This window comes from Clostridium facile (assembly GCF_014297275.1).
Taxonomy (GTDB): domain Bacteria; phylum Bacillota; class Clostridia; order Oscillospirales; family Ruminococcaceae; genus Massilioclostridium; species Massilioclostridium facile.
The window spans coordinates 1243673-1266300 of the sequence record NZ_JACOQK010000001.1; the positions used below are offsets into that span (position 1 = coordinate 1243673).

At 34.7% G+C, this 22628-nt stretch carries 23 protein-coding genes and 1 other annotated feature; of the genes, 7 read left to right on the top strand and 16 right to left on the bottom strand.

All coding sequences use genetic code 11. From position 1 onward, the window contains the following. Positions 1-146 precede the first annotated feature (146 nt). The gene (locus H8Z77_RS11585) at positions 147-272 is read right to left on the bottom strand and encodes a hypothetical protein (protein ID WP_268873775.1); all 126 of its coding nucleotides are present in this window, start codon (positions 270-272) and stop codon (positions 147-149) included. Positions 273-397: 125 nt separating this feature from the next. Here H8Z77_RS11585 and H8Z77_RS05230 point away from each other — a divergent pair, with 125 nt between their 5' ends. Both H8Z77_RS05230 and H8Z77_RS05235 read left to right on the top strand, forming a co-directional pair. After that, entirely contained in the window at positions 398-1075 is a 678-nt protein-coding gene (locus H8Z77_RS05230) for a DUF421 domain-containing protein (protein WP_069989120.1), read from the top strand. Further along, entirely contained in the window at positions 1072-1452 is a 381-nt protein-coding gene (locus H8Z77_RS05235) for a DUF4363 family protein (RefSeq protein WP_069989121.1), read from the top strand. The genes H8Z77_RS05230 and H8Z77_RS05235 overlap by 4 nt, the downstream gene beginning before the upstream one ends. Here the strand turns inward: H8Z77_RS05235 and nrdR are convergent, their stop codons facing one another. The 4 genes from nrdR to H8Z77_RS05255 all read right to left on the bottom strand — a co-directional run bounded on the left by nrdR (position 1453) and on the right by H8Z77_RS05255 (position 5418). Then, complete coding sequence (gene nrdR / locus H8Z77_RS05240; RefSeq protein ID WP_069989122.1) at positions 1453-1899, bottom strand: transcriptional regulator NrdR; 447 nt, start codon at positions 1897-1899, stop codon at positions 1453-1455. Positions 1900-2379: 480 nt separating this feature from the next. After that, a complete protein-coding gene (locus tag H8Z77_RS05245) occupies positions 2380-2664 on the bottom strand; it encodes a DUF6514 family protein (protein ID WP_186996384.1) in 285 nt (94 codons plus the stop codon). Positions 2665-2991: 327 nt separating this feature from the next. After that, the gene (locus H8Z77_RS05250; RefSeq protein ID WP_186996385.1) at positions 2992-3780 is read right to left on the bottom strand and encodes a sugar phosphate isomerase/epimerase family protein; all 789 of its coding nucleotides are present in this window, start codon (positions 3778-3780) and stop codon (positions 2992-2994) included. A gap of 18 nt (positions 3781-3798) precedes the next feature. Then, complete coding sequence (locus H8Z77_RS05255) at positions 3799-5418, bottom strand: peptide ABC transporter substrate-binding protein (RefSeq protein WP_186996386.1); 1620 nt, start codon at positions 5416-5418, stop codon at positions 3799-3801. 275 nt (positions 5419-5693) lie between these two features. On the opposite strand from H8Z77_RS05255, the gene H8Z77_RS05260 reads away from it, so the two are divergent. Genes H8Z77_RS05260 through H8Z77_RS05270 form a run of 3 tightly spaced genes read left to right on the top strand, consistent with a single transcriptional unit; the run spans position 5694 to position 8143 of the window. After that, complete coding sequence (locus tag H8Z77_RS05260) at positions 5694-7289, top strand: sodium:neurotransmitter symporter family protein (protein WP_186996387.1); 1596 nt, start codon at positions 5694-5696, stop codon at positions 7287-7289. 12 nt (positions 7290-7301) lie between these two features. Next, positions 7302-7445 (top strand): hypothetical protein, encoded by a 144-nt coding sequence (locus tag H8Z77_RS05265; RefSeq protein WP_159427380.1) that lies wholly within the window; start codon positions 7302-7304, stop codon positions 7443-7445. Next, complete coding sequence (locus H8Z77_RS05270; protein WP_186996388.1) at positions 7442-8143, top strand: hypothetical protein; 702 nt, start codon at positions 7442-7444, stop codon at positions 8141-8143. Before H8Z77_RS05265 ends, H8Z77_RS05270 begins: the two co-directional genes overlap by 4 nt. A gap of 117 nt (positions 8144-8260) precedes the next feature. On the opposite strand, the gene H8Z77_RS05275 is transcribed toward H8Z77_RS05270, so the two are convergent. After that, positions 8261-9052 (bottom strand): hypothetical protein, encoded by a 792-nt coding sequence (locus tag H8Z77_RS05275; RefSeq protein ID WP_069989128.1) that lies wholly within the window; start codon positions 9050-9052, stop codon positions 8261-8263. Positions 9053-9219: 167 nt separating this feature from the next. On the opposite strand from H8Z77_RS05275, the gene H8Z77_RS05280 reads away from it, so the two are divergent. Continuing rightward, positions 9220-9555: a winged helix-turn-helix transcriptional regulator gene (locus H8Z77_RS05280; RefSeq protein ID WP_186996389.1), complete on the top strand. Its 336-nt coding sequence runs from the start codon at positions 9220-9222 to the stop codon at positions 9553-9555. A 622-nt stretch (positions 9556-10177) separates the two neighbouring features. On the opposite strand, the gene H8Z77_RS05285 is transcribed toward H8Z77_RS05280, so the two are convergent. From H8Z77_RS05285 to H8Z77_RS05310, 6 genes are all read right to left on the bottom strand, one after another. After that, positions 10178-11125: an aldo/keto reductase gene (locus H8Z77_RS05285; RefSeq protein ID WP_069989130.1), complete on the bottom strand. Its 948-nt coding sequence runs from the start codon at positions 11123-11125 to the stop codon at positions 10178-10180. A gap of 44 nt (positions 11126-11169) precedes the next feature. Next, positions 11170-11484 carry an L-rhamnose mutarotase gene (gene rhaM / locus H8Z77_RS05290; protein ID WP_069989131.1) on the bottom strand — a complete coding sequence of 105 codons (315 nt, stop codon included), beginning with the start codon at positions 11482-11484 and terminating at the stop codon, positions 11170-11172. A 507-nt stretch (positions 11485-11991) separates the two neighbouring features. Beyond that, on the bottom strand, positions 11992-12552 hold the full coding sequence (locus H8Z77_RS05295; protein WP_069989132.1) for a biotin transporter BioY: 561 nt from the start codon (positions 12550-12552) through the stop codon (positions 11992-11994). A 144-nt stretch (positions 12553-12696) separates the two neighbouring features. Beyond that, the gene (locus tag H8Z77_RS05300; protein WP_069989133.1) at positions 12697-13215 is read right to left on the bottom strand and encodes a peptidylprolyl isomerase; all 519 of its coding nucleotides are present in this window, start codon (positions 13213-13215) and stop codon (positions 12697-12699) included. A gap of 86 nt (positions 13216-13301) precedes the next feature. Beyond that, the gene (locus H8Z77_RS05305) at positions 13302-14252 is read right to left on the bottom strand and encodes an ROK family protein (RefSeq protein ID WP_186996390.1); all 951 of its coding nucleotides are present in this window, start codon (positions 14250-14252) and stop codon (positions 13302-13304) included. 121 nt (positions 14253-14373) lie between these two features. Next, the gene (locus H8Z77_RS05310; protein ID WP_286165459.1) at positions 14374-15903 is read right to left on the bottom strand and encodes a sodium:solute symporter family protein; all 1530 of its coding nucleotides are present in this window, start codon (positions 15901-15903) and stop codon (positions 14374-14376) included. Between the two features lie 300 nt (positions 15904-16203). Between H8Z77_RS05310 and H8Z77_RS05315 the strand changes: the two genes are divergently transcribed. Beyond that, positions 16204-16815 (top strand): DUF6518 family protein, encoded by a 612-nt coding sequence (locus H8Z77_RS05315; RefSeq protein ID WP_186996391.1) that lies wholly within the window; start codon positions 16204-16206, stop codon positions 16813-16815. Between the two features lie 444 nt (positions 16816-17259). Here the strand turns inward: H8Z77_RS05315 and H8Z77_RS05320 are convergent, their stop codons facing one another. From H8Z77_RS05320 to ilvB, 4 genes are all read right to left on the bottom strand, one after another. Then, positions 17260-17805, bottom strand: coding sequence for an NADH peroxidase (locus H8Z77_RS05320; RefSeq protein WP_069989138.1), 546 nt, complete (start codon positions 17803-17805; stop codon positions 17260-17262). A gap of 177 nt (positions 17806-17982) precedes the next feature. Next, a complete protein-coding gene (locus tag H8Z77_RS05325) occupies positions 17983-18882 on the bottom strand; it encodes a diacylglycerol/lipid kinase family protein (protein ID WP_069989139.1) in 900 nt (299 codons plus the stop codon). Between the two features lie 440 nt (positions 18883-19322). Beyond that, complete coding sequence (gene ilvN, locus H8Z77_RS05330) at positions 19323-19802, bottom strand: acetolactate synthase small subunit (RefSeq protein WP_069989140.1); 480 nt, start codon at positions 19800-19802, stop codon at positions 19323-19325. Between the two features lie 12 nt (positions 19803-19814). Continuing rightward, positions 19815-21503, bottom strand: coding sequence for a biosynthetic-type acetolactate synthase large subunit (gene ilvB / locus H8Z77_RS05335; RefSeq protein WP_069989141.1), 1689 nt, complete (start codon positions 21501-21503; stop codon positions 19815-19817). A 125-nt stretch (positions 21504-21628) separates the two neighbouring features. After that, positions 21629-21871, bottom strand: a binding site (T-box leader). Between the last annotated feature and the right edge of the window lie 757 nt (positions 21872-22628).

Genomic DNA, 22628 nt, shown 5'->3' on the forward strand with positions numbered 1-22628 from the left:
CTGGTTGAGGTTTTTTGATATCAATTTCCTCTAAAATTTACAATATCGTTTATTTCCTCTCCATTTTTATATCAGACAGAAATAATTGAAAGGTTTATTTTCATTGTATCCATATCCACTATTTCAGCCTTTTGTTGTGGTTAAATTCAGGTTTTATTTCGATACCATTCCCTCCATAACAGCAACAATGTAATACAGTTAATAACAATTGTGATAATATCGTTAGTTAATTTAATCTTTCGATAGATTGTCAATGCTTTTTTATGTTCCATTTTGCCTATCCTCCTATTCTCTAGTTTGTTGTTATCTTGTTTCATCTGATTCTAATTATACATAATACTATTGCATTTATTCGCTCGATAGGTGGTATACTAAAAGGAGTAAAGGAGGTTTTGGTATGTTGATTGTTATGATCCGCGCAATTCTGTTATATATTCTAATTATATTTTGTATGCGTTTTATGGGAAAACGCCAAATTGGTGAATTACAACCTGGAGAATTGGTTATAACAATGATGATTTCCAATATGGCAATCCTACCAATCGAAGATACCAATATCCCCATGCTTGCAGGAGCTGTCCCTATCTTAATTTTAGTTTGTTTTGAGATTATCCTCTCTGTCTTTACTTTAAGATGGAAAAAGCTGCGTAAATTTATTTCTGGAAGTCCGGTAGTCATCATTGAAAATGGAGTTCTAAAGCAACAAGAATTAAAAAAGCTGCGGTTCTCTATTGATGACTTGATGGAAGGTCTACGTTCCAAAGATATTTTTAACGTATCAGAAGTATTATATGCTCTGGTAGAAACCAATGGCAAAATTAGCGTGGTAAAAAAAGGAGCGAGCCAAACTATTACAGCCAATATGTTGAATTTGGAAGTACAGGAAGAAATCCCTCCTACTATCGTTATCAGTGATGGCATTTTAGTAAAAGAAAATATAGAAAAATATCATATTGATCCAAATTGGATAAACGAAATTTTAAAGAAAAAACATTTATCCCAAAAGGATGTTTTTATTATGACAACTACACCCCAACAAACCTATCAGATTATTCGAAAAGAGGCTATATCATGAAGCGGTTATTTGTCTCGTTAGGGATTATTACTGTTATTTTAACGATCAGTTTAGTTGGTCTGTGGCATTTAAATTTTGTGACAGACCAGGTAGAGGAATACACCACCAACATACAAACCGCATTGGACCAAAACAATATAACAAAAGCCCAAGAACTGAATTATCAGCTCTCAGGCTTTTGGGAACGGCAACACCGTTATTTAACATTATATATCCGCCATAATAATATAGATGAAATTAGCAAAACAATTTCTGAATTAGAACAATACCTCCAACGCACAGATTATGCGGAGTTCTCTTCCAGGTTAAGCTACATCCAACAACTGATGTTGGATATGAGAGATGCCGAAATTCCTATTCTTTTCAATATATTATAACTATTTCAAGCTTTTTAACTCTTCCATAAATTCATCTAAAGTAGAAAACTCACGGTACACCGAGACAAATCGGATATATGCTACTAGATCAATATCCTTTAGTTTTTGCATTGCCAACTCGGCAATATCATTGGATGATACTTCCCGAACAAATGAATTAAGCAGAGAAGCCTCAATATCAGCAACTGCCTTTTCCAATATTTCAATCGAAACTGGACGCTTTCCACATGCCCTTAATAACCGGTTTAATAGTTTTTGACGGTCAAAAGGCTGGCGGGAATGGTCTTTTTTTACCACCATTAACGGTGTAGTTTCAATTATTTCATAAGTAGTAAAACGTCCACCACATTGGATGCATTCTCTTCTACGCCTAATTTTAGATCCTTCTTCTGTTGGACGGGAATCAATCACTTTGCTTTCATTATAACCACAAAACGGGCATTTCACTGGAACATCTCCCCTTTTTATGAAACTAACTCTTTAAGCTAATCTGCCATAACAAAATAAAATTTTTTTCATTAAAATAATACATATAACACAGTGCTATTTTATTCTGCTACACTTTAAATTGATAGAAACAAAATAATATTTACTATAGTAAACTAGTAAAACAATGAAGTGTTTATACTACAACAAATTCTATCAGACCATATATTATATCAGTCTAATTTAATACCATACTAATTATACATTGTAATAATTAAATATTTGGTTCTGTTAAAAATGTGTTGTCAACAAATAAAATAGTATCCATGTTCGCTAACCGATAGGTTTAAATAAAAATCTTATTCTATTTTTTATTACGTTGCGCTTTTATGCGCATAAGTAAAATAAAATAGTACCTATTTTCACTAACCGATAGGTTTGAATAAAAATCTATTCTATTTTTTATAGTATCATAAAAATTGGAAAAATACAATCTTTTTCTCAATAAATTGATGTGGTTTCTACTAAAAAATCATAGAGTACATCATCAATGTGACAAATGTCAACATCATTTTCTGCCAGCAAAGAAAGAAAACACCATGTTGTTTCTTCAGACTCAGATAGGTTTTGGCATTCATACACTAACTGTCCTGTCGTAATTTCTGTAATACGAATACCATATTCAGTAAATTCTCCCATATCTACGTCCTTTACAGCATGGTGTGTCATTTCATAGTTATGTTGTCCATCACATAAAATAGTTTTAATAATTTTGTCCTGATTCATTATTGCTTTTCCTCCCAAAGCGTTTTAATTTTTCCAGGCACTATTATATAACAGCTTTCCACAATAATCCACTAATTTTATTCGACAACAATCAACAAATATTTAAACGCTATAGGCGTTATGTTATTTATTTTTCACAAACATTCAACATTATTGCTAAATTCGATTACCACTTATTTGTTTTCATTTTAAAAATTATACAATATGGAAAATATTTCTATAAAATAAATCAACACTTCGTAAAAATACGACAATTTGTTTTATTTAAACAACAAAAACGTTTTTGCAACCCGTTTTTCGTTAAAGTCCACAATTGGTATTGCCGTTTTATAGCAAATTTGCCATATAGCTTTCTAAAAATTGATATCCTTGTATAATCTCAGAATACTCCTGATAACTTTTACGGTATACCTCAATAAAGACAGCTCCTTGATAATTTTGTTTTTTAAGTATGGGAATCAGCCCCAAAATTTTTCCATCCCCTTTGCCTGGTAACAAACAATCCTGTTGTCCTTTCCGGTCGCTAAAGTGAATATGGCGTACTTGCTCTCCCATTACTTTTAACATTTCTATTGGTGATACTTCACTGCGAATACACTGCTTTGTATCCAAAGTAAAATGGACAGAATCCCCTAGTTGTTGTTTCATTCTTTGGATGAAATCAATATTACGACTTTTACAGCGGGCAACATTCTCCTGTAACAATTCTATTCCAGCTGATTTTGCATACTCGTTCAGTTTATCAAACCGTTCAAAATATAGGTTGTCTTCACACAAAACATCTTTATGCGCCCCATGAAAAATCAAATATTTTGCCCCTATCCTATTACAAAATTCAAAATAGTGCTGGTATAGACAAACCCCATCCTCAAAACGCCTTTTATAATTACTAAAAAATAAAAGTGGTTCCATACCAGAAGTAAAGGGGTGCACAGAAACTACCTGTGTCATCCCCTGTTTTAATATCTCCTGTAACCTTTTCACGAACGGAACTTCTAGTTCTGAAAAAGTATTTAAAAAAATCTCAATGTATGGAACCTGATGGGAAACCAATTCATATAACGCATTTTCTGTGGGCTCTGGATAATAGCACGCTGTAGATACCCCGCATTTCATTCATGGTCACCTCATATTCTATTTTTGTTTTGTCGCATATTTAAATTGGATCAGACGTCCAGCAGAATCAAACACCAGATGATCCACCCCAGTACGAGTAACAAAATATTCTTTTTGAAAATACAATGGTAAAAATACAGAGCCAGATAACAAAATCTGTTCCGCCTGTTGGCAGGCTGATACCATATCATCTACACTCACAGCAGATTCTGCCTGATTCATTGCCTGAACAAATGCAGGAGAAGAATCTTGCACCTGCTCTCCATCCAAAAATTGAGATAACATATCTTCTGGAGAACTTCCTGTATTGGTAACAGAAATTAAAGCACAATCATAATTTTTTGTCTTTAAAGCTTGCTGGTATTCCTTATCGGATAAACCAGTAATTTTAAAATAAACTCCTAAATTACTTTGCCATTGCTGGGAAATCTGTTGTACTAACGTTTCAACTTCCTCTGGTACAATCAATTCTTTTTGATTAATATCAGATAAATTCAATTGAGCTAAGCCGTTTTGTAAATGTTGCCTTGCTTGTTCTATATTGTAATAATTTGGAATAGCTGACTCTGGAAGATCTCGGTACGATTGATCCAATATCTTAACAGAAGAAGGGACAACAGCATTGGTATTTACAGTAGATTCTGGTAAATACGACTCATATTGGCTGCGATCTATGCTCATCATAAATGCCATCCGAATATCCTGATTACTCCATTCTGGTCTTTCTGTATTAAACGCCAGTCCCCATACTGTATTTTCAAAATCTTTGGAAACAAAGTCCTTAGAGGAAAGCTGTGAATACTCTTTCGCTGTTAAAATACCAATATCTATGGTATCACTATTTAACGCCTCCAGCGCCTCTTCTGAAGTACGGATCGTCAAATTAGCACCAGAAGCTACTGTTGGCAAAGCAGATTGGTATACTGGATTTTGACGAATACGCACATAATGCTCTACAGACCATTCTTTCATATAGAAAGGGCCATTGGAAAGGGTGTGCTCTAAGTCCAGACCATATCTTCCTTTTGTTTCATTAAAAAATGTTTCATTACAAGGCATTGCTGGCGTTGTTGTCATCAGTTCTAAAAACATCGCATTTGGTGCTTCTAAATAAACTGTAAGGGTGGTATCGTTTTCCGCTACTACCCCTAATTGATCAACCGAAAGCCCATTTTCATGGACTGCCTTTGCATTTTTAATACAATAAAAGTTTGCCGCAAAAGGAGAATTCGTATTGGGATTTAATAATCTGCGGAAAGCAAATTGAAAATCATATGCTGTTACCGGAGTATTATAACTTTCTGTTCCATCTTCTGGGTCATTCTTATAACGGTGCATCCATTTTGCATCAGAACGAAGATGGAAAGTATAGGTCATTTTGTCATCAGAAACATCATAGCTTGTTGCAACGCCCTCGGACAACTTGCCATCTTCCTCTTTCGTCAGCAGTCCTTCATAAATATTTTGGATGACTAACATGGAATTATAATCAGATGCTACCTGTGGGTCAAGGCTTTGTGGGTCATCTGTTAAGCTATAACTCATCAACTTTCCTGTAGCGTCACCAGAACCCCCACATCCTGCTAACATAACACTAATACATACACAAAGCAACAAGCAAATGATCCTTCTTTTCATTTTTACACCTCAATCAAATCTATCTTAAATACTAAAATCATTTTTTGTCGTTAATTATTCCGCTTTTATTATAACAAGACATTGCGTTTAACTCAATAGAATTTGCTATTTTGTAAGTGTTATTTCATAAAAAAGTAAAATATAATTCGTGCGATTATACCAAAATTTTGTATTTTATTCTTATTAAACAGAATTTATGTAATGTTTCTATTGCAATTTATTAAAAAATATTATAGAATATATTCATATATCTAACAAAATAGGGGTATTCAATTATGGAAAAGTTAAAACAAAAAGGAACCCATCACCGCGGTGAATGGGGCTCTAAGCTTGGCTTGATTTTAGCCATGGCTGGAAACGCGGTGGGATTAGGCAATTTCTGGCGATTCCCACGTATGGCAGCAGAATATGGTGGCGGCGCATTTATGATACCATATTTCATCGCTTTAGTAGTTGTTGGTTTGCCGATTATGATTACAGAGTGGCATTTAGGACGTTTTGGCGGACAGCATGGCCATGGAACTATCGGACCAATGATCTACTTACAAGCAAGAGAAAAAGTAAAGCCAAAAACTGCTTTAGCAATTGGTACTATCTGTGGTGCATTGGCATTTGCTATTCCTGTATTAATCAATTCTTATTATAACCACATTGTAGGTTGGTCCCTCAACTATGCGGTACAATCCTTGTTTAACCAATTAGGACATGGAGCAGATTTAACAGCTGCATACCAATCGGCAATTTCCAATCCAGTCCAAGCTATTGGCTTCTGGGTAATCGCAGCGTTATTGTTAGCTGTGGCTGCAAGTAAAGGAATCAAAAAAGGGATTGAAGCCTGGTCTAAAATAATGATGCCAACATTATATATTTTCGGCATTGTATTGGCGTGTTTTGCTTTGTTTACCCAAGCACGCCCAGAAACACCTAACTTAACCGCAATTGCAGGGTTAGACTTTTTGTGGCATCCAGATTTCTCTAAAGTAAACTGGAGCGTTATTTTAGCTGCCTGTGGGCAAATCTTCTTTACTTTATCTTTAGGGATGGGGCTTATCTCAAACTATGCTTCCTTCTTAAAAAAAGACGATGATATTGTCGTATCTTCTATTGCTACAGTATCTTTAAATGAATTTGCGGAAGTTGTATTAGCTTCTACCGCAGTAGTCCCTCTCGCCTATGTATTTATGGGAGATGATTTATTGCAAGGTGGAAGCATTGGTTTCTCGTTTATTTCTCTTCCAAATGCATTTATGAATATGCCATTGGGTAATATTGTAGGTGCTTGTTGGTTCTTCTTGCTATTCTTTGCGGGATTTACCTCTGCCTTGGCACTGTTTAACTATCTGGTTACATTTATTGAGGAAGGATTGCATTCTTCTCGTAAAGTTGCCTCTTGGGTTGCCTTTGTTTCATTGATTGTAATTGGTATCCCAGTTGTTCTAGAACCAATGTTAAGCAATGGCGCAACTCAAATCTACTTCGAAACCCTGGATTCCTGGGTAGGTAGTTATTTGGTATTGTTCTTAGGATTTATCGAATTAATTATTGTAGGTTGGTTTGTAAAACCACAAAAAACATTGGAAGGAATTAACTCTGGTGCAAAAGCAAAAGTACCTTCTTGGGTTGTTACAGTATTTATTCGTATTATCACACCAGCAATTTTATTACTGGTAATTGTAAATGCAACAATTGAAAACGCCAAAAACGGTTTCTTCTCTTGGACAGGTATTGTACCAGAAGGTGGGGATCCAGCTATCTATGCTTTATGGACTAATTTAGGCCGTGGTATGATTATTGTCGTATTTATTTTTGGCTTTATTATGACGCTACGTATGTTACGGAAAACATACCAGCATGAATTATCTAAGCAATAGGAGGTAATAAATATGCATGTATCGTCCATTATTTTTTTAATACTATTTTGGGGCATTATCCTTGCTACCATGGCAATTTCTATTCCAAAAGTAATCCGTGATGACAAAAATAAAGCCACAAAATCAAATCAATCAAAACATGAGGATACCAAATGAATCCAATCGAATTGTTGAATATTATTGAGGAACTAAATATAAAAATCAAACATTTTGATCTGTTACAGAATAAACGAGATAAATTTTGTAAAAAACTAGATCAAATCAAGGCAGATTATCAATCCATTACGATTGATGAACAGTATCAAGAAGTATATGATTCCCTTGTAAATAAAGGAAATGCTTTGGTAGAAAATTATTTTCGTCCCAGTATGAATGCAAAAACATTAAGTGATACAATTAATCGATATCTTACTTATTTAACTGCAGCATATGGTGATTTTTCTGGACAAACATCTAAAATCACAGGATTTTATCGTTATTTTCTTTTATGTTCTATTTTAGTGTTGTTGCTTTCTCCGTTTATCCTTTCTCCAATTTTTGCTTTGGTTTTCCTTTTACCAATTTTTCTGGCCACAAGGGGAATTAAACAACGTTCTAAAACAGGATATATCCTTTCTTTAACGGTTGGCGCAGCAGGACTTATTACATCTGCAATGTGGATTAAATATTTATTCTATCTCATTTTAGATTACGCTACAATGTTCCAAAATTTTATAACAGTAAATGCGGCTTTGGGACAAACTCTATGTCAAATTTTAATTATAGCCCTACCTGTCTTAGGTGTTGTATTATTTGTATTAACTATTTTATTTTTGTTCCGCGCATATAAAGTAAAAGATTTATTTGTAGCCTAACGAATAGGAATCGAGTTCTACTAATATTTTTAACCAATAAGGCATAGCTCATTAAGCTATGCCTTAAATTATTTTTATCTTACTAATCCATAAAACACCTTAAATCTAGAATTTACATTATGCAAAGAAAAAATTTGCTGTCATATCCAAATAATTTTCTCCACTATACTCCGGATATTGTTTCTGCATTTCTTTTTTAAACTCTTCTGCACTGTCCGCCATTTGCGCAATAGATTTAAGATTTTCTATATAATCAATTTTAGCCTGCACATCTTTTAAGTCTTCTGGTGTATAATGGGATGTTAAAATCATTGTATAACCTTTTTCCAAATATTCTTTTAGCTGAGCAATTATAACATCCGCATGGGTTACACCAGCGACAATGGAGTGGCAATCATGTCCAAGCATATGAGTATATACCAGATTAATTTCCGGAATTTCAATATCAAAGGCTTCTGTTGTTGGATGTATTATAAAATCAATTTCTCCTATCCTGTTTTTCCCTTCTGTTAATATATTTGTAATACGATGTATAGAGCTATCAAAAATTTCACCAAAAGCATTACTAAATTGATTTATTAAGGCTTTGCCACCTCCATTCTCAGAGTACTCAATCGCATTTTGTGTTGCATATTTTGGTACATTAGGTAAGAAAGTAGCTCCCGCTCCATGATACGCTATTAATATTCCTACAACTTCCATTCCTTTTAAATAATCTGTAAGTTCCTGATTGTTATCAAAAAAGCAAGGAGATTCGATAATAACCGTTTTTCCTTCTTTTTCAATAATAAACACTTCATCATCAATAAAATCATTGGTTTTATAGGCATGTAACTTGATATTTCCAAAATCATAGATATTTACTTCGCCTTTTGTAAGTTTCACCAGTGTAAAATTAGTTTTGTTCATAACAATAACCTCCATATCAATTTAAGGCTTGACTTTTTGCCTCTATAACTTTATAATAAAGCTGTAGTTTAATTTTGTAAAGTACGCACTTTATTGTGCTATAGTTACCAAAAAGAAACTATTAGAGTTATTTAGATGATAGATCTATTTATTTTTTGGAGGAATTTATGACAGAACAAACAGAAAGAAAAGATTTACCAGATTGTCCAGTGGAAACAACTTTAATGTTAATCGGAGATAAATGGAAAGTATTGATTTTACGTGACCTGATGCCAGGAACAAAACGATTTGGAGAATTAAAAAAATCTTTGGGTAATGTATCCCAAAAAGTGCTGACTGCTCAATTACGGACAATGGAAGCCAATGGGTTAGTAAATCGAAAAGTTTATGCCGAAGTGCCACCTAAGGTAGAATATTCCTTGACTGAACTCGGTCAAAGTTTAAAACCAATTTTAGAAGCAATGCAAAATTGGGGAGAGGAATACAAATCCCATAAAAACTAATCATAAAATGGATATAAAGTGTAACATAGTATGTGATTATATCTTTTGTTTTAAAAATAAATTTTTCCTGTTTTTTGCTTATATCCATAAAGCGTATCGTATTTTTCCTCAATTCTTTAGAGTTAGTTATAAAACAGAGATACTATTGATAAGGCTTATCAATTCTAATAAAAATCAAATTTGATAAAAACAGATTTTTTTCATTCGGGTGCTTTTGTATTCTAATATTGTATTTCTTGAAAATAAACTGTTTACTAAATAATTTTTAAAGCGAATAAACTTTTCTGCCACTAACAGCGCTAAAATTTTATTTAACCAAATCAAAACTACTAGTAAACTAGTGATTTGTTCAGACCCCTGGTAGGGGTATTGAAAGACGACCATCGCATTCTCCGCTACTGGTAAACTAAATCGGGTTTTCTTTCCGTACCCTTATGAGGAAAGAAAACTGTATGCAAAATTCTCAAATTGCTTTTTCCGAAATCTTCAATTTCATTCTCAAGCAGAATGAAATTTTCACTGTAAAAGTTTCTTATTTCGCCAAGGTTTTGTTAAGCCTAAAGACAACAAAAAACAGGTATCTGAAATATTCAGATACCTGTTTTTTTTAATCATTAAATAACTATTTTGCAAACTCTTCTGGAGTAAACTCCACATTTAAAGTCCCCATAGCGTCTTTCAACTGAGCAGTAGAATGAACTCCGGTTAATGGACAAACTGGGAAGCCTTGTTGGAAATAGAATCCTAATAATACTTGAGAAATTGATGCGTTATGGCGCACTGCAATTCCTTGGATTTTTTTGGCTAACTCCAGATTTGCTGGTGTATAATATGGGCTATCCTGAACTGTTTCAGGACCTTTATTAATTAGTTTATGGAAGAATCCGCTACAAACACTAAAGTATGGAACCGCAAGTACAGGATAATTCTTATGGAAACGAATCATTTCTTGATCCATAATTGCTAAGGTTGGATCTTCTGGTTCGCTCATAGTATCGGATGCAATATTATAGAACATTTCGTTCATTACAAAGCCTCTGTAACCTTTCTGTTTACAATAGGCCATTGCTTCTTCCATACGGGATACAGACCAGTTGGAGCAACCATAGTAACGAATTTTTCCCTGATTTACAAATTCTTGCATTACTTCGATCAAATCCGCTACAGATTGATTGGTATCATCACGATGATACATATAAACATCAATACAGTCCACACGAAGAGCTTTTAGACTCAATTCCAAGTCATGTTCCATATCAGCTTTTGTCATACGGCTAATGGAAGTATCTTCATGAGGTGGATGCCCTCCTTTGGTAATCAGTACAAAATCATCATGATGGCCACGATGTGCAATCCAATCACCAATAACACGTTCGGAACGTCCGATTTCTCCTGGAATCCAATCGGAGTAAACGCGGGCGGTATCAATGAGGTTTCCTCCCATTTTAATATATTCTTCCAGAATCGCAAATCCTTCTTCCCCATCCCAAGCGGTACCTGCATTTACAGTACCTAAACCGATGGGAGAAACAACCAGGTCAGTATCTGGAATTTGAATTTTTCCTATCATAATAAAGCCTCCTTATCTGCGTAAAACGCGGGTAAAGCGATAAATTAATCTAAATGGAATACTGGGTGTAAATCAATTGAAACAGGGCTGTTGTCCGGATTTGTTTCCATAATATCAGCCATAAAATCCCACCATTTTCTACATACAGGGTCATTAGCGCTTTCTGCCCATCTGGCTTCATCTTCTACTTCAATGTAGCCATAGAGAACTTTGGTATCTTTATCCAGATAGATAGAATAGTTATGGCCACCGTAATTGTGGATCATTTCTTTCATTTCTGGCCACAGTTGGTTATGACGTTTTTCATACTCAGCTTCTTGTCCTGGGAACAACTGCATTTTAAAACCTTTTCTTACCATGTTAACTTCCTCCTATGTGTAAAAAAATCTAATATCGGTTGTTAATTATTTATCACAACCGTTTATCACTATTATACCGTACTTTTTTTCGATCTTGAAGGACGTAGTTTGACTAAAAATAGAACGTAATTTTATTTTTTTGATTGATTCATTTTCTTCAAGTAAAAAAGTACAAAAACAGGGTAAAACTTCCCTTCTAAAGATTTATTATACTGCAATCACCCCAAAAAATAAAGGTTTATTTTATTATTTTAGTGGAATAAATTTAAATAATTTTGAATAAATAAAAAAATAAAATAATTGTAAAAATAAATAAAATACATCTTATTTTTCCTACAATATTTACAATCCAAATTATTTATTCTATATGATCATAGCATTGTACGAATTACAGAAAACCATTTTTCATAAAAAATAACGCATAAATTCATTTTCTATTCTCGGTTTTACCATACAAAAACAATATAAAAATCCTGCTGAGCTAATCAGCAGGATTTTTATAGAATATTATACTGCGGTAGTTTTTTGGGTTGAAGATAAAAATCGGGACAGCTGTGGACGCAATACTTTTGCCAAAGAAACCGATAAAACAATTTTTACAATATCCCCTGGAATAAATGGTATCACGCCTGCCCATAACGCTGCTATCAAATCTAATTTCATAGTATAAGCCAACCATATTGTTCCCAACAAATAACAAGCTAAAGTTCCTAATACCATACCAAGAGATATTTTCCAGACAATATTATTTGAGTGATCTGTAAACCATCCAGTCAGTAAAGCCATCAAGAGGTAGCCCACCATATATCCTCCCGTTGGTCCAGCTATAATGGAGACTCCTCCTGTAAACTGAGCAAATACTGGAAGTCCTATTGCGCCTATTATCAGATACAACAATACAGCAATAAACCCTTTTTTAGCCCCTAACAAACTGGAGGCAATGTAAACCCCTAGTGTACCCAATGAGATTGGTACTACACCAGGAATGGGAATAGAAAATGGGGACACTACACAAATAACAGCTGTCATAATAGCGATTACACACATTGTTTTTATACTCATTTTCATAATTGTAAACTCCTATTTATTTTTAAGTTTACAATTATTATAACAAAAAGCTTATTCTTTGTCAATCTTATTTTAATTTGTTATGAAAAAAGCATCTGCTTTTCGAAAAGCAGATGCTTTTTATGTTAACTCTTCATCAACTGATTAGAGAGTTTCTGGTTCTGGATAAGTTTCACCAAAAGTTTCTACTGTAACTTTTTCCATTACTTCATCATATAAAGGTTTATCACTAAAATTACGTTGTACTCCTACAATACGTTCTGCTTCTTCCATACCTTCTATTACTTTCCCAAAAGCAGCATATTGACCATCTAAATGTGGAGCATCTTCTACCATAATAAAAAACTGAGAGCCAGCACTATCTGGATGGGCAGCTCTTGCCATAGAAATAACACCTTTTGTGTGTTTCAAATTATTCTCAAATCCGTTATAAGAGAACTCTCCTTTAATATGGTATCCTGGTCCTCCTGTACCAATGCCGTTTGGATCCCCACCTTGAATCATAAACCCAGGGATAACACGGTGAAAGATAGTACCATTATAAAATCCTTTTTGTACTAACGAGATAAAGTTATTTACGGTATTTGGTGCGATTTCTGGATACAATTCTACTTTAATTACACCACCATGATTTGTTTCAATTGTTACAATTGGATTGCTCATTGCATTTCCTCCATTCAATCAATCTATTTAAGATATTTTATCATTATAAAATATTTTTTCCAATTCTTCAACCCTAAAATAGAATTTTATTGGTAACGGAACGCAAATGCAGCTCCAATAATCCCAGCATCATTCCCCAATTGAGCTACTGCCAACTTTGTCCTTTTAGCGGTTCCCCTAGCGTAATCTTCCGCATCTATTATTTGTTGTAAAGGCTGCAATAAGGTATCCCCTTCATTGCTGACACCACCTCCTAAACATAGGATTTCTGGTTGAAATATATTTATCATATTGGTTAATCCACAAGCTAAATAATGGATATAAGTATCCACAACCTTGCTTGCCACGATATCTCCCATCCTCATAGCATCAAAAGCAGTTTTTGCGTTCAATTCTCCTGTCTGTTCCACAATATCATGTAGAACCGTTTTTGGATGGGTTTCCATTGCCTCTTTGGTCATACGGATTAAACCAGTTGCAGAAGAATATGCTTCAAAGCAGCCTTTCCTTCCACAATTACAATCCCAGCCATTTTGTTCTATAACAGTATGACCTAGTTCTCCTCCACAGTAATTAAATCCGCTATATATTTGGTTATGAAATATAACGCCTCCGCCTACACCGGTCCCCAACGTAATCATTACCATAGAAGAAGCACCTTTTCCTGCTCCTACAAGCAGTTCCCCTAACGCAGCTGCGTTAGCATCGTTTTCCAAATAAACGGGAAGAGGAATCCTCTCTGCCATCAGCTTTGCCAAATGTACTTTATGAAAATCGAAATTACAGGAAAATTCAATTATTTTTTGTGCTGGATCAATATGTCCAGGAGTTCCAATTCCAATGGAATCCACTTCCTGCAAAGGAACTTCACTTTCCTCCATTGCTTGATAGCATAATTTCGCCATATCATCACAAATTTTTTCTGCAGAACGTGGAAGGTTTGTTTTACATTTTACTTTGGATAACATTCGGTATTGTTCATCCACTACAGATGCTACAATATTAGTACCACCTAAATCAATTCCAATAAAATACATAGACGTTCTCCTTTTTGGGCAACAAAAAGCCATCAGTAAATAGAACTCTCTCACTGATAGCTTTTTTATCATAAAATATAATAATTTGATTATAACATGTTTTATGGAAAAAACCAACAGACTATTCGTTTTCGATAACACCTTCATAGAAAAACAGGTTATCAACTTTTTCTTTTGCTGTCAGTTTACTTACAACTACACAAAGTAGCAGGGAAATTACCATAGCCACTACCGCAAAGGTTGGACCTTGAGCTGCTAAGAAATTTGAGCCTCCGATGAATCCTTCTGTTCCATTAGGGCTACCCATGATCAACAGGATAATTTTACTAACTGCTGGTAACATAGCAATGGAGAATCCTCCTATCATACCAGACCATGCCCCTGCCTTATTCAGCCATTTTAAATACAGGGACAATACATAAGGTGCTAAGAAAGAACCGGAGACAATCCCCCAGGAATAGGACATCATATCCAAAATTGGGGTGTTAGTATTTGCGATAACATAAGAAGCCAATACAAACAGAATACATAGGATACGAATAACCCAACCAGAAGATTTTTCTTTCATTTTAAAAGCAGGTTTTAACAAATCTAAAGAAAAAGTAGAACATGCTGTCAATGTAATAGAAGATAACGTAGATACAGAAGAGGAAATTAATAATACCAGAACAATTCCCAACAGGATATTTGGCAAATTCGCTGCGTCTAACATTCTAGGAACAATATAATCTACTCCACCTTCTGGCAATTGGTTGCCAAATACCAAATGGGACAAAGAACCAATAAAGTATCCGCCAACAGATACCAACAAAGCAAAAATAGTGGAAACAACAATACCTCGTTTTACTTCTTTTTCATTTTTAATCCCGTAATATTTATGGATCATCTGAGGCAAGCCCCAAGTACCAAAACTGGTCATCAAAATTGTAGAAATCAAAGCAATTGTATCTCCCGTAGATAATGGCATCATTTTATTCTGTTTCATAAAATCTACCATGCCAGATATGCTACCGTTATCCGTAACAGCTGGAGAAATCATCACAAAAATAATCAATAGAACAATTCCAACTGCCATGATAATACCCTGCATAAAATCAGCTTTTAAGGTTGCTAAATAGCCTCCTATTACCAAAACAACACAGGCTGCAACCGCTATTACAATCATACATACTGTTACATCAATTCCTAGCAGTACAGAACATACACTACTCAATCCTTTATAAACAGAAGCAGAATAAGGAATTAAAAAGATAAAAATAACGATGGCGGAAAATACTTTCATCCGCTGGCTTTTGAAGCGCAAAGAAAACAGTTGCGGCATAGATTTAATCTTTAGCCGGTGGGAAACTTCCCTTGTTCTAGACGCCAATACTTTCCAGGCAAGCCAGGAGCCAAAGATAGCATTTCCTAAACCAATCAAAACAGCCCATAAGCCGTATTTCCAACCGGAAGTACCAGCGTAACCAATAAACATTACAGCGGAAAAATAAGCTGTACCATAGCTTAGCGCTGAAATCCACCCTCCAGCATCTCGCCCTCCTACAGTAAAAGAAGCAATCCCTTTGGTTGCTTTGGAATTAATAATGCCAATTACAGACATCGCAACAATATAAATAACAATTGTCGCCCATATCACTACATACTTTTGCAATACTCTCACCTCAAACGTTTACTTTAGCACGTTAACACGCTTAGGTGCTAAAGTGTCTTACTGTATTATGCTACAAAAAAACAAAAATGTCAATCCATTCTTTTAAATTATTAAAAATTTTGTAATTTATTATAAATTTAATGTTTTTATTTTAGTTATTTAAGATAATCCTATTCCTGTTTTATAGCGAGATAACAATTTAATTCAAAATAGATTCTAGTGTTTTTAAGGGTATTATGATATAATAAAATGCCTACATTAAGATTGATCGGAAAATTTGAAATATTTTTGGAGGTATTAATGTTAAAAAAATGTTCATTTCCATTATTCAGCTTTTTTATTGGAATAGTAGTAGGTCTAGCTACTGTATTTGGACAAAAATATCTTCCAGGGGCGTTAAATAGTCTGGCAAACTCTGGTTCAGTTTGGGTTGTTCCAGCATTTTATATCGCCAAATCTTACAAACAAAAATGGAAATCTATCATATCAAGCATGATTTACTTGTTAATATGCGTAACAACATATTATGGATATTATTCTATCAGTTGGAAAATAGGCTTTACCATTGGATTTCATCAAGCAATATGGCTTTGTTGTGCAGTTATATTCGGATTTATATTTGGCTTAGGAGGAAACATATCACAATATGGAAAAGGAACCATAAAATATTTGTGTAAAGTAATGTTACCCGCTACTTTTTTATCAGAAAGTTTAATGTTAATATCCCATTTTCAACAATATTCACATATGCTAGATGTTATTTTTATGTGGTTTTTTATTGGAATTTCGTTATATTTTATCAATTGTAAAAAAGAGTGGTATTCTAAACACTATTTGCTGGCATTGCTGATCATGTTAAGCTTAGGATTTTTAGGATATCAATTAATTTACTATAGTGATGTTTTTGCATGATATTTTAAAAACTTATTTTTTAGAGGAGATTTTTAATTTATAAAATATAATAAAGTTAAAATCCTAAAATGTTATTTACTCTTTCTTCTCCAATCGATTTTCCACAATATTGATTGTATTTTCTTTCCAATCTGAAGAAAGGATTGCTTTTTGTATTTTTTTAAAATTAGGGTCATCACTTGTCAAACTAATGTGCCGAATGATAGCTGCTGAATCAATGATATGGCAACCATCAAAATGAACAACGTAATTCCAATATACAAACACAGTTCCAAATCTCATAATCAATAAAACAATTTCCAGAAAAAAAATCTCCCAAAAATATTGATGATAAAGCCAATCCAAAATAAATTACGAGGATATTTTTTATTTATAAAAACACCTCAAAAAAAAGGATATGTTATCCTAAAGATAACATATCCTTTTAAAATTTATAAGATAAAATTATTTACCAAAATATCTGTTCAATAAGCCTTGGAATGCTTTACCGTGACGAGCTTCGTCTCTAGCCATTTCATGAACAGTATCATGAATTGCATCCAAGTTAGCAGCTTTAGCACGTTTTGCCAGATCAAATTTACCAGCAGTAGCGCCGTTTTCCGCTTCTACTCTCATTTCCAGGTTTTTCTTAGTGGAGTCTGTTACAACTTCGCCCAACAGTTCAGCAAACTTAGCAGCATGTTCTGCTTCTTCATAAGCAGCTTTTTCCCAGTATAAACCGATTTCTGGGTAACCTTCTCTATGTGCAACACGAGCCATAGCTAAATACATACCAACTTCTGTGCATTCCCCATTGAAGTTTGCTCTTAAATCTTCCAGAATATCTTCGCTAACGCCTTTTGCTACACCTACAACGTGTTCAGCAGCCCAGGACATTTCTCCAGTTTGTTCTGTAAATTTAGAAGCAGGAGCATTACATTGTGGGCAAAATTCTGGAGCAGCTTCACCTTCATAAACATATCCACATACTTGACAGACAAATTTTTTCATAGTTTTATTCCTCCATTACGTAATCATGTATTTAAAATTTTGTATAACCATTTGGTATGGCTTTAGTATATCACACTAAAATAAGAAATGCAAGTATTTTTAGTAATAATTCTTATTATCGTTATATCCGAAAACTTTTCTTTCTTTTTTCAATATAATTTCGTGTAAATTTAACAATTAGCGTTTTCTAACTGGACGCAAAATTGTAATTGCGTGTTTTTGGTTTTGTATTGTTACCTCTGTTTGTTCCCCTCCAAATTCTCCATCCAATGTCCAAGCAATTGGTTCTTGACATTGGAACGTTATTTTAGAAGTTTTAAAATGATACATCAAATTCGGGTTTGGGGTTTTGGAAATCAATGCGTTTACAGCAGCCTGAAATTCCAAAGGATTTCGCAAAGGCTTTATTAAAGTAACCTCAAATAATCCATCATCCATTTGAATATTCTTTCCGCTAATTCCTTTAAAGCCACCAATGGAACTGGAGTTTGTTATCATACCTAAAATCAAATCATCCTCAATCGTTTCTCCATCGTGTTCAACGATGACATGATAAGAACGGATCGTATGCAGCCTTTTTGCTCCTTCTAAAATATATGCAAGATGCCCTAATGTATTTTTTTCCCCCTGTGGTGTTTGATAAGTTACATCCGTAAATACACCAAATGCCGCAACATAAGTAAAAATATCCTGATTAAAATGGCCAATGTCACACAAATATGGTACCCCATCTACCACTGTTTTTGCAGATTTATTCATGTCCTTAAATAGATGCAAACTGGAGGCAAAGTCATTAGTTGTCCCTGCAGGGATATACCCTAATAAAGGTTGGTGTTTACACTCCATAACTCCTTTTACCACTTCACTCATGGTTCCATCCCCACCGCTGCATACAACAATATCATATTGTTCCGCCATTTTTTTGGCACATTCATAACCATCCATCCTAGCCTGTGTGACATGTACAGTTACTTCGTAGTGATATTTTGTAAACAAATCCAAAATTTGAACCAAACGGTTTTTAATTTGTGCTTTTCCTGCCCTTGGGTTTATAATAAATAGCAACTTTTTTGCCATAAATAAAATCCTCCAATAAGATATCTCTTCTTTTACTTTACCATAAACTGCTGTTTTTTTCTACTGTTAATCTTCTATTTTTTTCAATTCCTCTTTGTAAGGATTAACCAATAGCTTCATCCTTATACCACTGTCACCTAATAGAAGTCTTTCCCTAGGAAACATCTACAAATTAAATAAATCTTTTAAAAAATGATCTCTCGTTTAAAAATAAATAATAAACATGAAAAAGAATAAATATTGCAAGTTATAGATTCAAACTGTTTTAAAAAAATTTTTGTATTTTTTTGCTGCAAAACTTTTGATGCATCAGTTATTGTCACTGTAAATATTTTATCTGTTTAAATCATATACTTAATTTTTCATAAGGGGGATTCTATTAAAAACAATAACAAAAAATGGCGCCAGGACATCCCTGGCACCACAATGAAAAACCAATTTTAGCCCCGTTCCAAAGCAGAAATACCTGTTTTTACCAATTGCTTAATTCCATATGGTTTCATCATATTGATAAAAGAGAGCAATTTCGCATGTTCCCCTGTCAATTCAAAGGTAATGGTATCTTCAGAACTATCAATAATCTTGGCATCAAACAAATTTGCTGTCCCAATAATTCCCACACGGTTTTCATCTGTGTGGTACATTTTCAACAACAAATGTTCTCTACAGACGGCGGTTTTGCTATCCACTACTTTTACTTCCCGTACATCAATCAGTTTCATCAACTGTTTTACAATCTGCTCTAGAGTAGCGTCATCCCCGTGGGCTACAATTGTCATACGAGTAATTGCTGGATTTTCCGTTTCTGCCGCTGCAATACTGGAAATATTATAAGCACGCCGACTGAACAAACCCGCAATCCTTAATAATACACCTGTAGTGTTATCCATCAATACAGAAATAATATGCATTTGTTCCATCATTGCCCCTCCTTAGTTATCTATCTCAATTTCAAGAATTGGTTCGTCAATTGGTGCGCCGGCTGGTACCATTGGCAGAACGTTGATATCTCGATCGATCACACAGTTAATCAAAACTGGAGCATGAGCAGCCAAAGCTTTTTCCAATGTTGGGCGGATTTCACTGGCTTTTGTGATATTATATGCCTCTATTCCATAAGCCCCCGCTAATTTTACATAGTCTACACCACGATCCAAGGTGGTTTGGGAGAAACGCTTGTTATAAAACAGCCTTTGCCATTGGCGTACCATTCCCAACACTTCATTGTTCAACACCAATTCAATCATTGGAATCTGGTATTTCGCCATGGTTACCAATTCATTACAGTTCATCTGGAAGCTGCCATCACCCGCAATATTAACCACCTGCTTATCAGGGCAGCCAACTTGGGCACCCATTGCAGCCCCTAAGCCAAAGCCCATCGTCCCCAGCCCGCCGGAAGAAACAAACTGGTGAGGACGTCTCAGTTTATAATACTGTGCCGCCCACATCTGGTTTTGCCCAACCTCTGTTGTGATAATTGCATCACCATTGGTCAGTTCACAAAGTGTCTCGATTACTTCCTGAGGGGTAACTGCGTCTTCGTCTTTCCCTTTTTGGATATTTGGGAATTCCTCATTCCATGCCTGAATTTGCGCCATCCATTCTGGATGAGGTGTTGGAGTTAACCTCTGGTTGAGCAATTCTACAACCTGGCGCACGTCCCCAATCAAAATATTGTCCGCTTTAATATTTTTATTGATTTCAGCAGGGTCAATATCAATCTGTAAAATCTGTGCATTTGGCGCAAACCGGCTGATCTTCAAAATCACGCGGTCACTAAAACGGGTTCCTATTGCCAAGAATAAATCACAGTCTGTTACTGCTTTTGCCGCAGTAACACTGCCGTGCATCCCCATCATACCGATATATCGGGAGTCAAAATTATCAAATCCTCCCTGCCCCATCAAGGAAGAAGATACCGGCGCATCCATTAATTCTGCCAGTTTTTTCACTGCCAGGTTTGCCTCTTCGGATGCCACTACACCGCCGCCAGTATAAATTAACGGACGTTTTGCGTTGGAGATCAGTTCCACAGCATTTGCCAGAGCTTTTTCACTTGGGTCGCTGTACACCTGTTCAATTGGTTCCGGCTGTTTTCTTTCATATTCATAGATTGCTGCTGTCACATCTTTAGGAATATCTACCAATACAGGGCCTTTTCGGCCTGTATTCGCGATTTTAAACGCACGGCGAATCGTAGGAGCAAGATCTTCTACTTTTTTCACGATAAAGTTGTGTTTGGTGACTGGCATGGTTACACCGGTAATATCCACTTCCTGGAAACTATCCAAGCCTAATTGCGGTACTGGAACATTGCCGGAAATAACAACCAAAGGAATAGAATCCATGTAAGCGGTCGCAATCCCTGTCACGGTATTGGTAGCACCTGGGCCAGAAGTTACCAAAGCTACACCGGTTTTTCCAGTAGCACGGGCATAACCGTCTGCCGCATGGGTTGCCCCCTGTTCGTGAGCAGTTAAAATGTGCCGGATTTTATCCTGATAATCATACAAAGCATCGTAGATATTCAGGACGGACCCACCAGGATAGCCAAAAATCGTATCCACATTCTGCTCTAACAAACATTCCAAAATAATTTGGGACCCTGTTAATTTCATAATATCACCTCTAAAAGTCATTTTATTTTTTAAGCAAACCTTTGTCTGCTCAGGTTTTTGAACAAAATGGCAAACCACAATAAGTTGTTATTTGGATATAAAAAAAGCTCCCACCTCTCCTACTGTTAAGAGGTGAAAGCAAACCTTCCACGGTACCACTCTTTTTGTCATCGCCATTGACCACTCATTCTGTATCCTTTAATACAGATCTCCTATAACGGGGAGAACACCGTTCCAACCTAATCCATTTACTGTTTCAGTAGACTGCTCCAGGGGGATTTTATCACATAAACACTGCCCTGTTTTCCACCAGCCAACAGTTCTCTGTGCCAGAAATTTTATGCTTGTTTCCCTATCATCGCATTTTTCTATTACTATTATGATAGTAAAAAACCGAAGGTTTGTCAATAGATTTTTATTTTTTATATGACAAATTCTTATTTTATTAAAATTATCTCCAAATCCAAGATAGATTAATTGTAATTTTTCCATAATTATATTTTTTATTATTGAAAATTACTTTAATTATTGCTACAATATTTTTGGCTTAATATACTGGAGCAAAGCTATTTATTGTAGAAGGGAGGAACTTTGACTTTATTTATTTATCTATAATATGAATGAAACAAGCAAAAGGAGAATTAGAAATGAAACAAAAACAACTTACCAAACCAATTATTACGACAATCGATTTATTCTTCTTTGTTAAGTAAAATGAAAAATCTTATGTGAAAATCGTTTTATCCTGACTAGAATAAATAGAAAAACTATTCCAATAGCATCACTAAAAGTTGATAGCTTATTTTTTAATTTATTTGTGGTTCGATCACCTATTTACTAACAACAGAATCTGTAATGCGTAATAAAAATTAATATTCCTTTTAAAATTTATATAAATCTAGATCAAAGTTATCGATTAAAAAATGTCTCCTTAAAAATTGTGTTTTTTCAATATTATTCTTTATGTTATTCAAAAATAAGTTAAATAAATTTTCAAATTAGTGGTTGACAATCTGTTTTTCGTCTGCTATACTAACAGCAGAAAGAATAAATTCGATTCAGAGGAGATCAAACGTTATGACAATGCAAAATAATAATTTTGTCTTTACATATTATTATTTTAAC

Bases quoted from the DNA above. Each gene is read 5' to 3' on its own strand.
- H8Z77_RS11585 (WP_268873775.1), bottom strand. From the start codon at position 272: ATGGAACATAAAAAAGCATTGACAATCTATCGAAAGATTAAATTAACT.
- H8Z77_RS05230 (WP_069989120.1), top strand. From the start codon at position 398: ATGTTGATTGTTATGATCCGCGCAATTCTGTTATATATTCTAATTATA.
- H8Z77_RS05235 (WP_069989121.1), top strand. From the start codon at position 1,072: ATGAAGCGGTTATTTGTCTCGTTAGGGATTATTACTGTTATTTTAACG.
- H8Z77_RS05245 (WP_186996384.1), bottom strand. From the start codon at position 2,664: ATGAATCAGGACAAAATTATTAAAACTATTTTATGTGATGGACAACAT.
- H8Z77_RS05250 (WP_186996385.1), bottom strand. From the start codon at position 3,780: ATGAAATGCGGGGTATCTACAGCGTGCTATTATCCAGAGCCCACAGAA.
- H8Z77_RS05255 (WP_186996386.1), bottom strand. From the start codon at position 5,418: ATGAAAAGAAGGATCATTTGCTTGTTGCTTTGTGTATGTATTAGTGTT.
- H8Z77_RS05260 (WP_186996387.1), top strand. From the start codon at position 5,694: ATGGAAAAGTTAAAACAAAAAGGAACCCATCACCGCGGTGAATGGGGC.
- H8Z77_RS05265 (WP_159427380.1), top strand. From the start codon at position 7,302: ATGCATGTATCGTCCATTATTTTTTTAATACTATTTTGGGGCATTATC.
- H8Z77_RS05270 (WP_186996388.1), top strand. From the start codon at position 7,442: ATGAATCCAATCGAATTGTTGAATATTATTGAGGAACTAAATATAAAA.
- H8Z77_RS05275 (WP_069989128.1), bottom strand. From the start codon at position 9,052: ATGAACAAAACTAATTTTACACTGGTGAAACTTACAAAAGGCGAAGTA.
- H8Z77_RS05280 (WP_186996389.1), top strand. From the start codon at position 9,220: ATGACAGAACAAACAGAAAGAAAAGATTTACCAGATTGTCCAGTGGAA.
- H8Z77_RS05285 (WP_069989130.1), bottom strand. From the start codon at position 11,125: ATGATAGGAAAAATTCAAATTCCAGATACTGACCTGGTTGTTTCTCCC.
- rhaM (WP_069989131.1), bottom strand. From the start codon at position 11,484: ATGGTAAGAAAAGGTTTTAAAATGCAGTTGTTCCCAGGACAAGAAGCT.
- H8Z77_RS05295 (WP_069989132.1), bottom strand. From the start codon at position 12,552: ATGAAAATGAGTATAAAAACAATGTGTGTAATCGCTATTATGACAGCT.
- H8Z77_RS05300 (WP_069989133.1), bottom strand. From the start codon at position 13,215: ATGAGCAATCCAATTGTAACAATTGAAACAAATCATGGTGGTGTAATT.
- H8Z77_RS05305 (WP_186996390.1), bottom strand. From the start codon at position 14,252: ATGTATTTTATTGGAATTGATTTAGGTGGTACTAATATTGTAGCATCT.
- H8Z77_RS05315 (WP_186996391.1), top strand. From the start codon at position 16,204: ATGTTAAAAAAATGTTCATTTCCATTATTCAGCTTTTTTATTGGAATA.
- H8Z77_RS05320 (WP_069989138.1), bottom strand. From the start codon at position 17,805: ATGAAAAAATTTGTCTGTCAAGTATGTGGATATGTTTATGAAGGTGAA.
- H8Z77_RS05325 (WP_069989139.1), bottom strand. From the start codon at position 18,882: ATGGCAAAAAAGTTGCTATTTATTATAAACCCAAGGGCAGGAAAAGCA.
- ilvN (WP_069989140.1), bottom strand. From the start codon at position 19,802: ATGGAACAAATGCATATTATTTCTGTATTGATGGATAACACTACAGGT.
- ilvB (WP_069989141.1), bottom strand. From the start codon at position 21,503: ATGAAATTAACAGGGTCCCAAATTATTTTGGAATGTTTGTTAGAGCAG.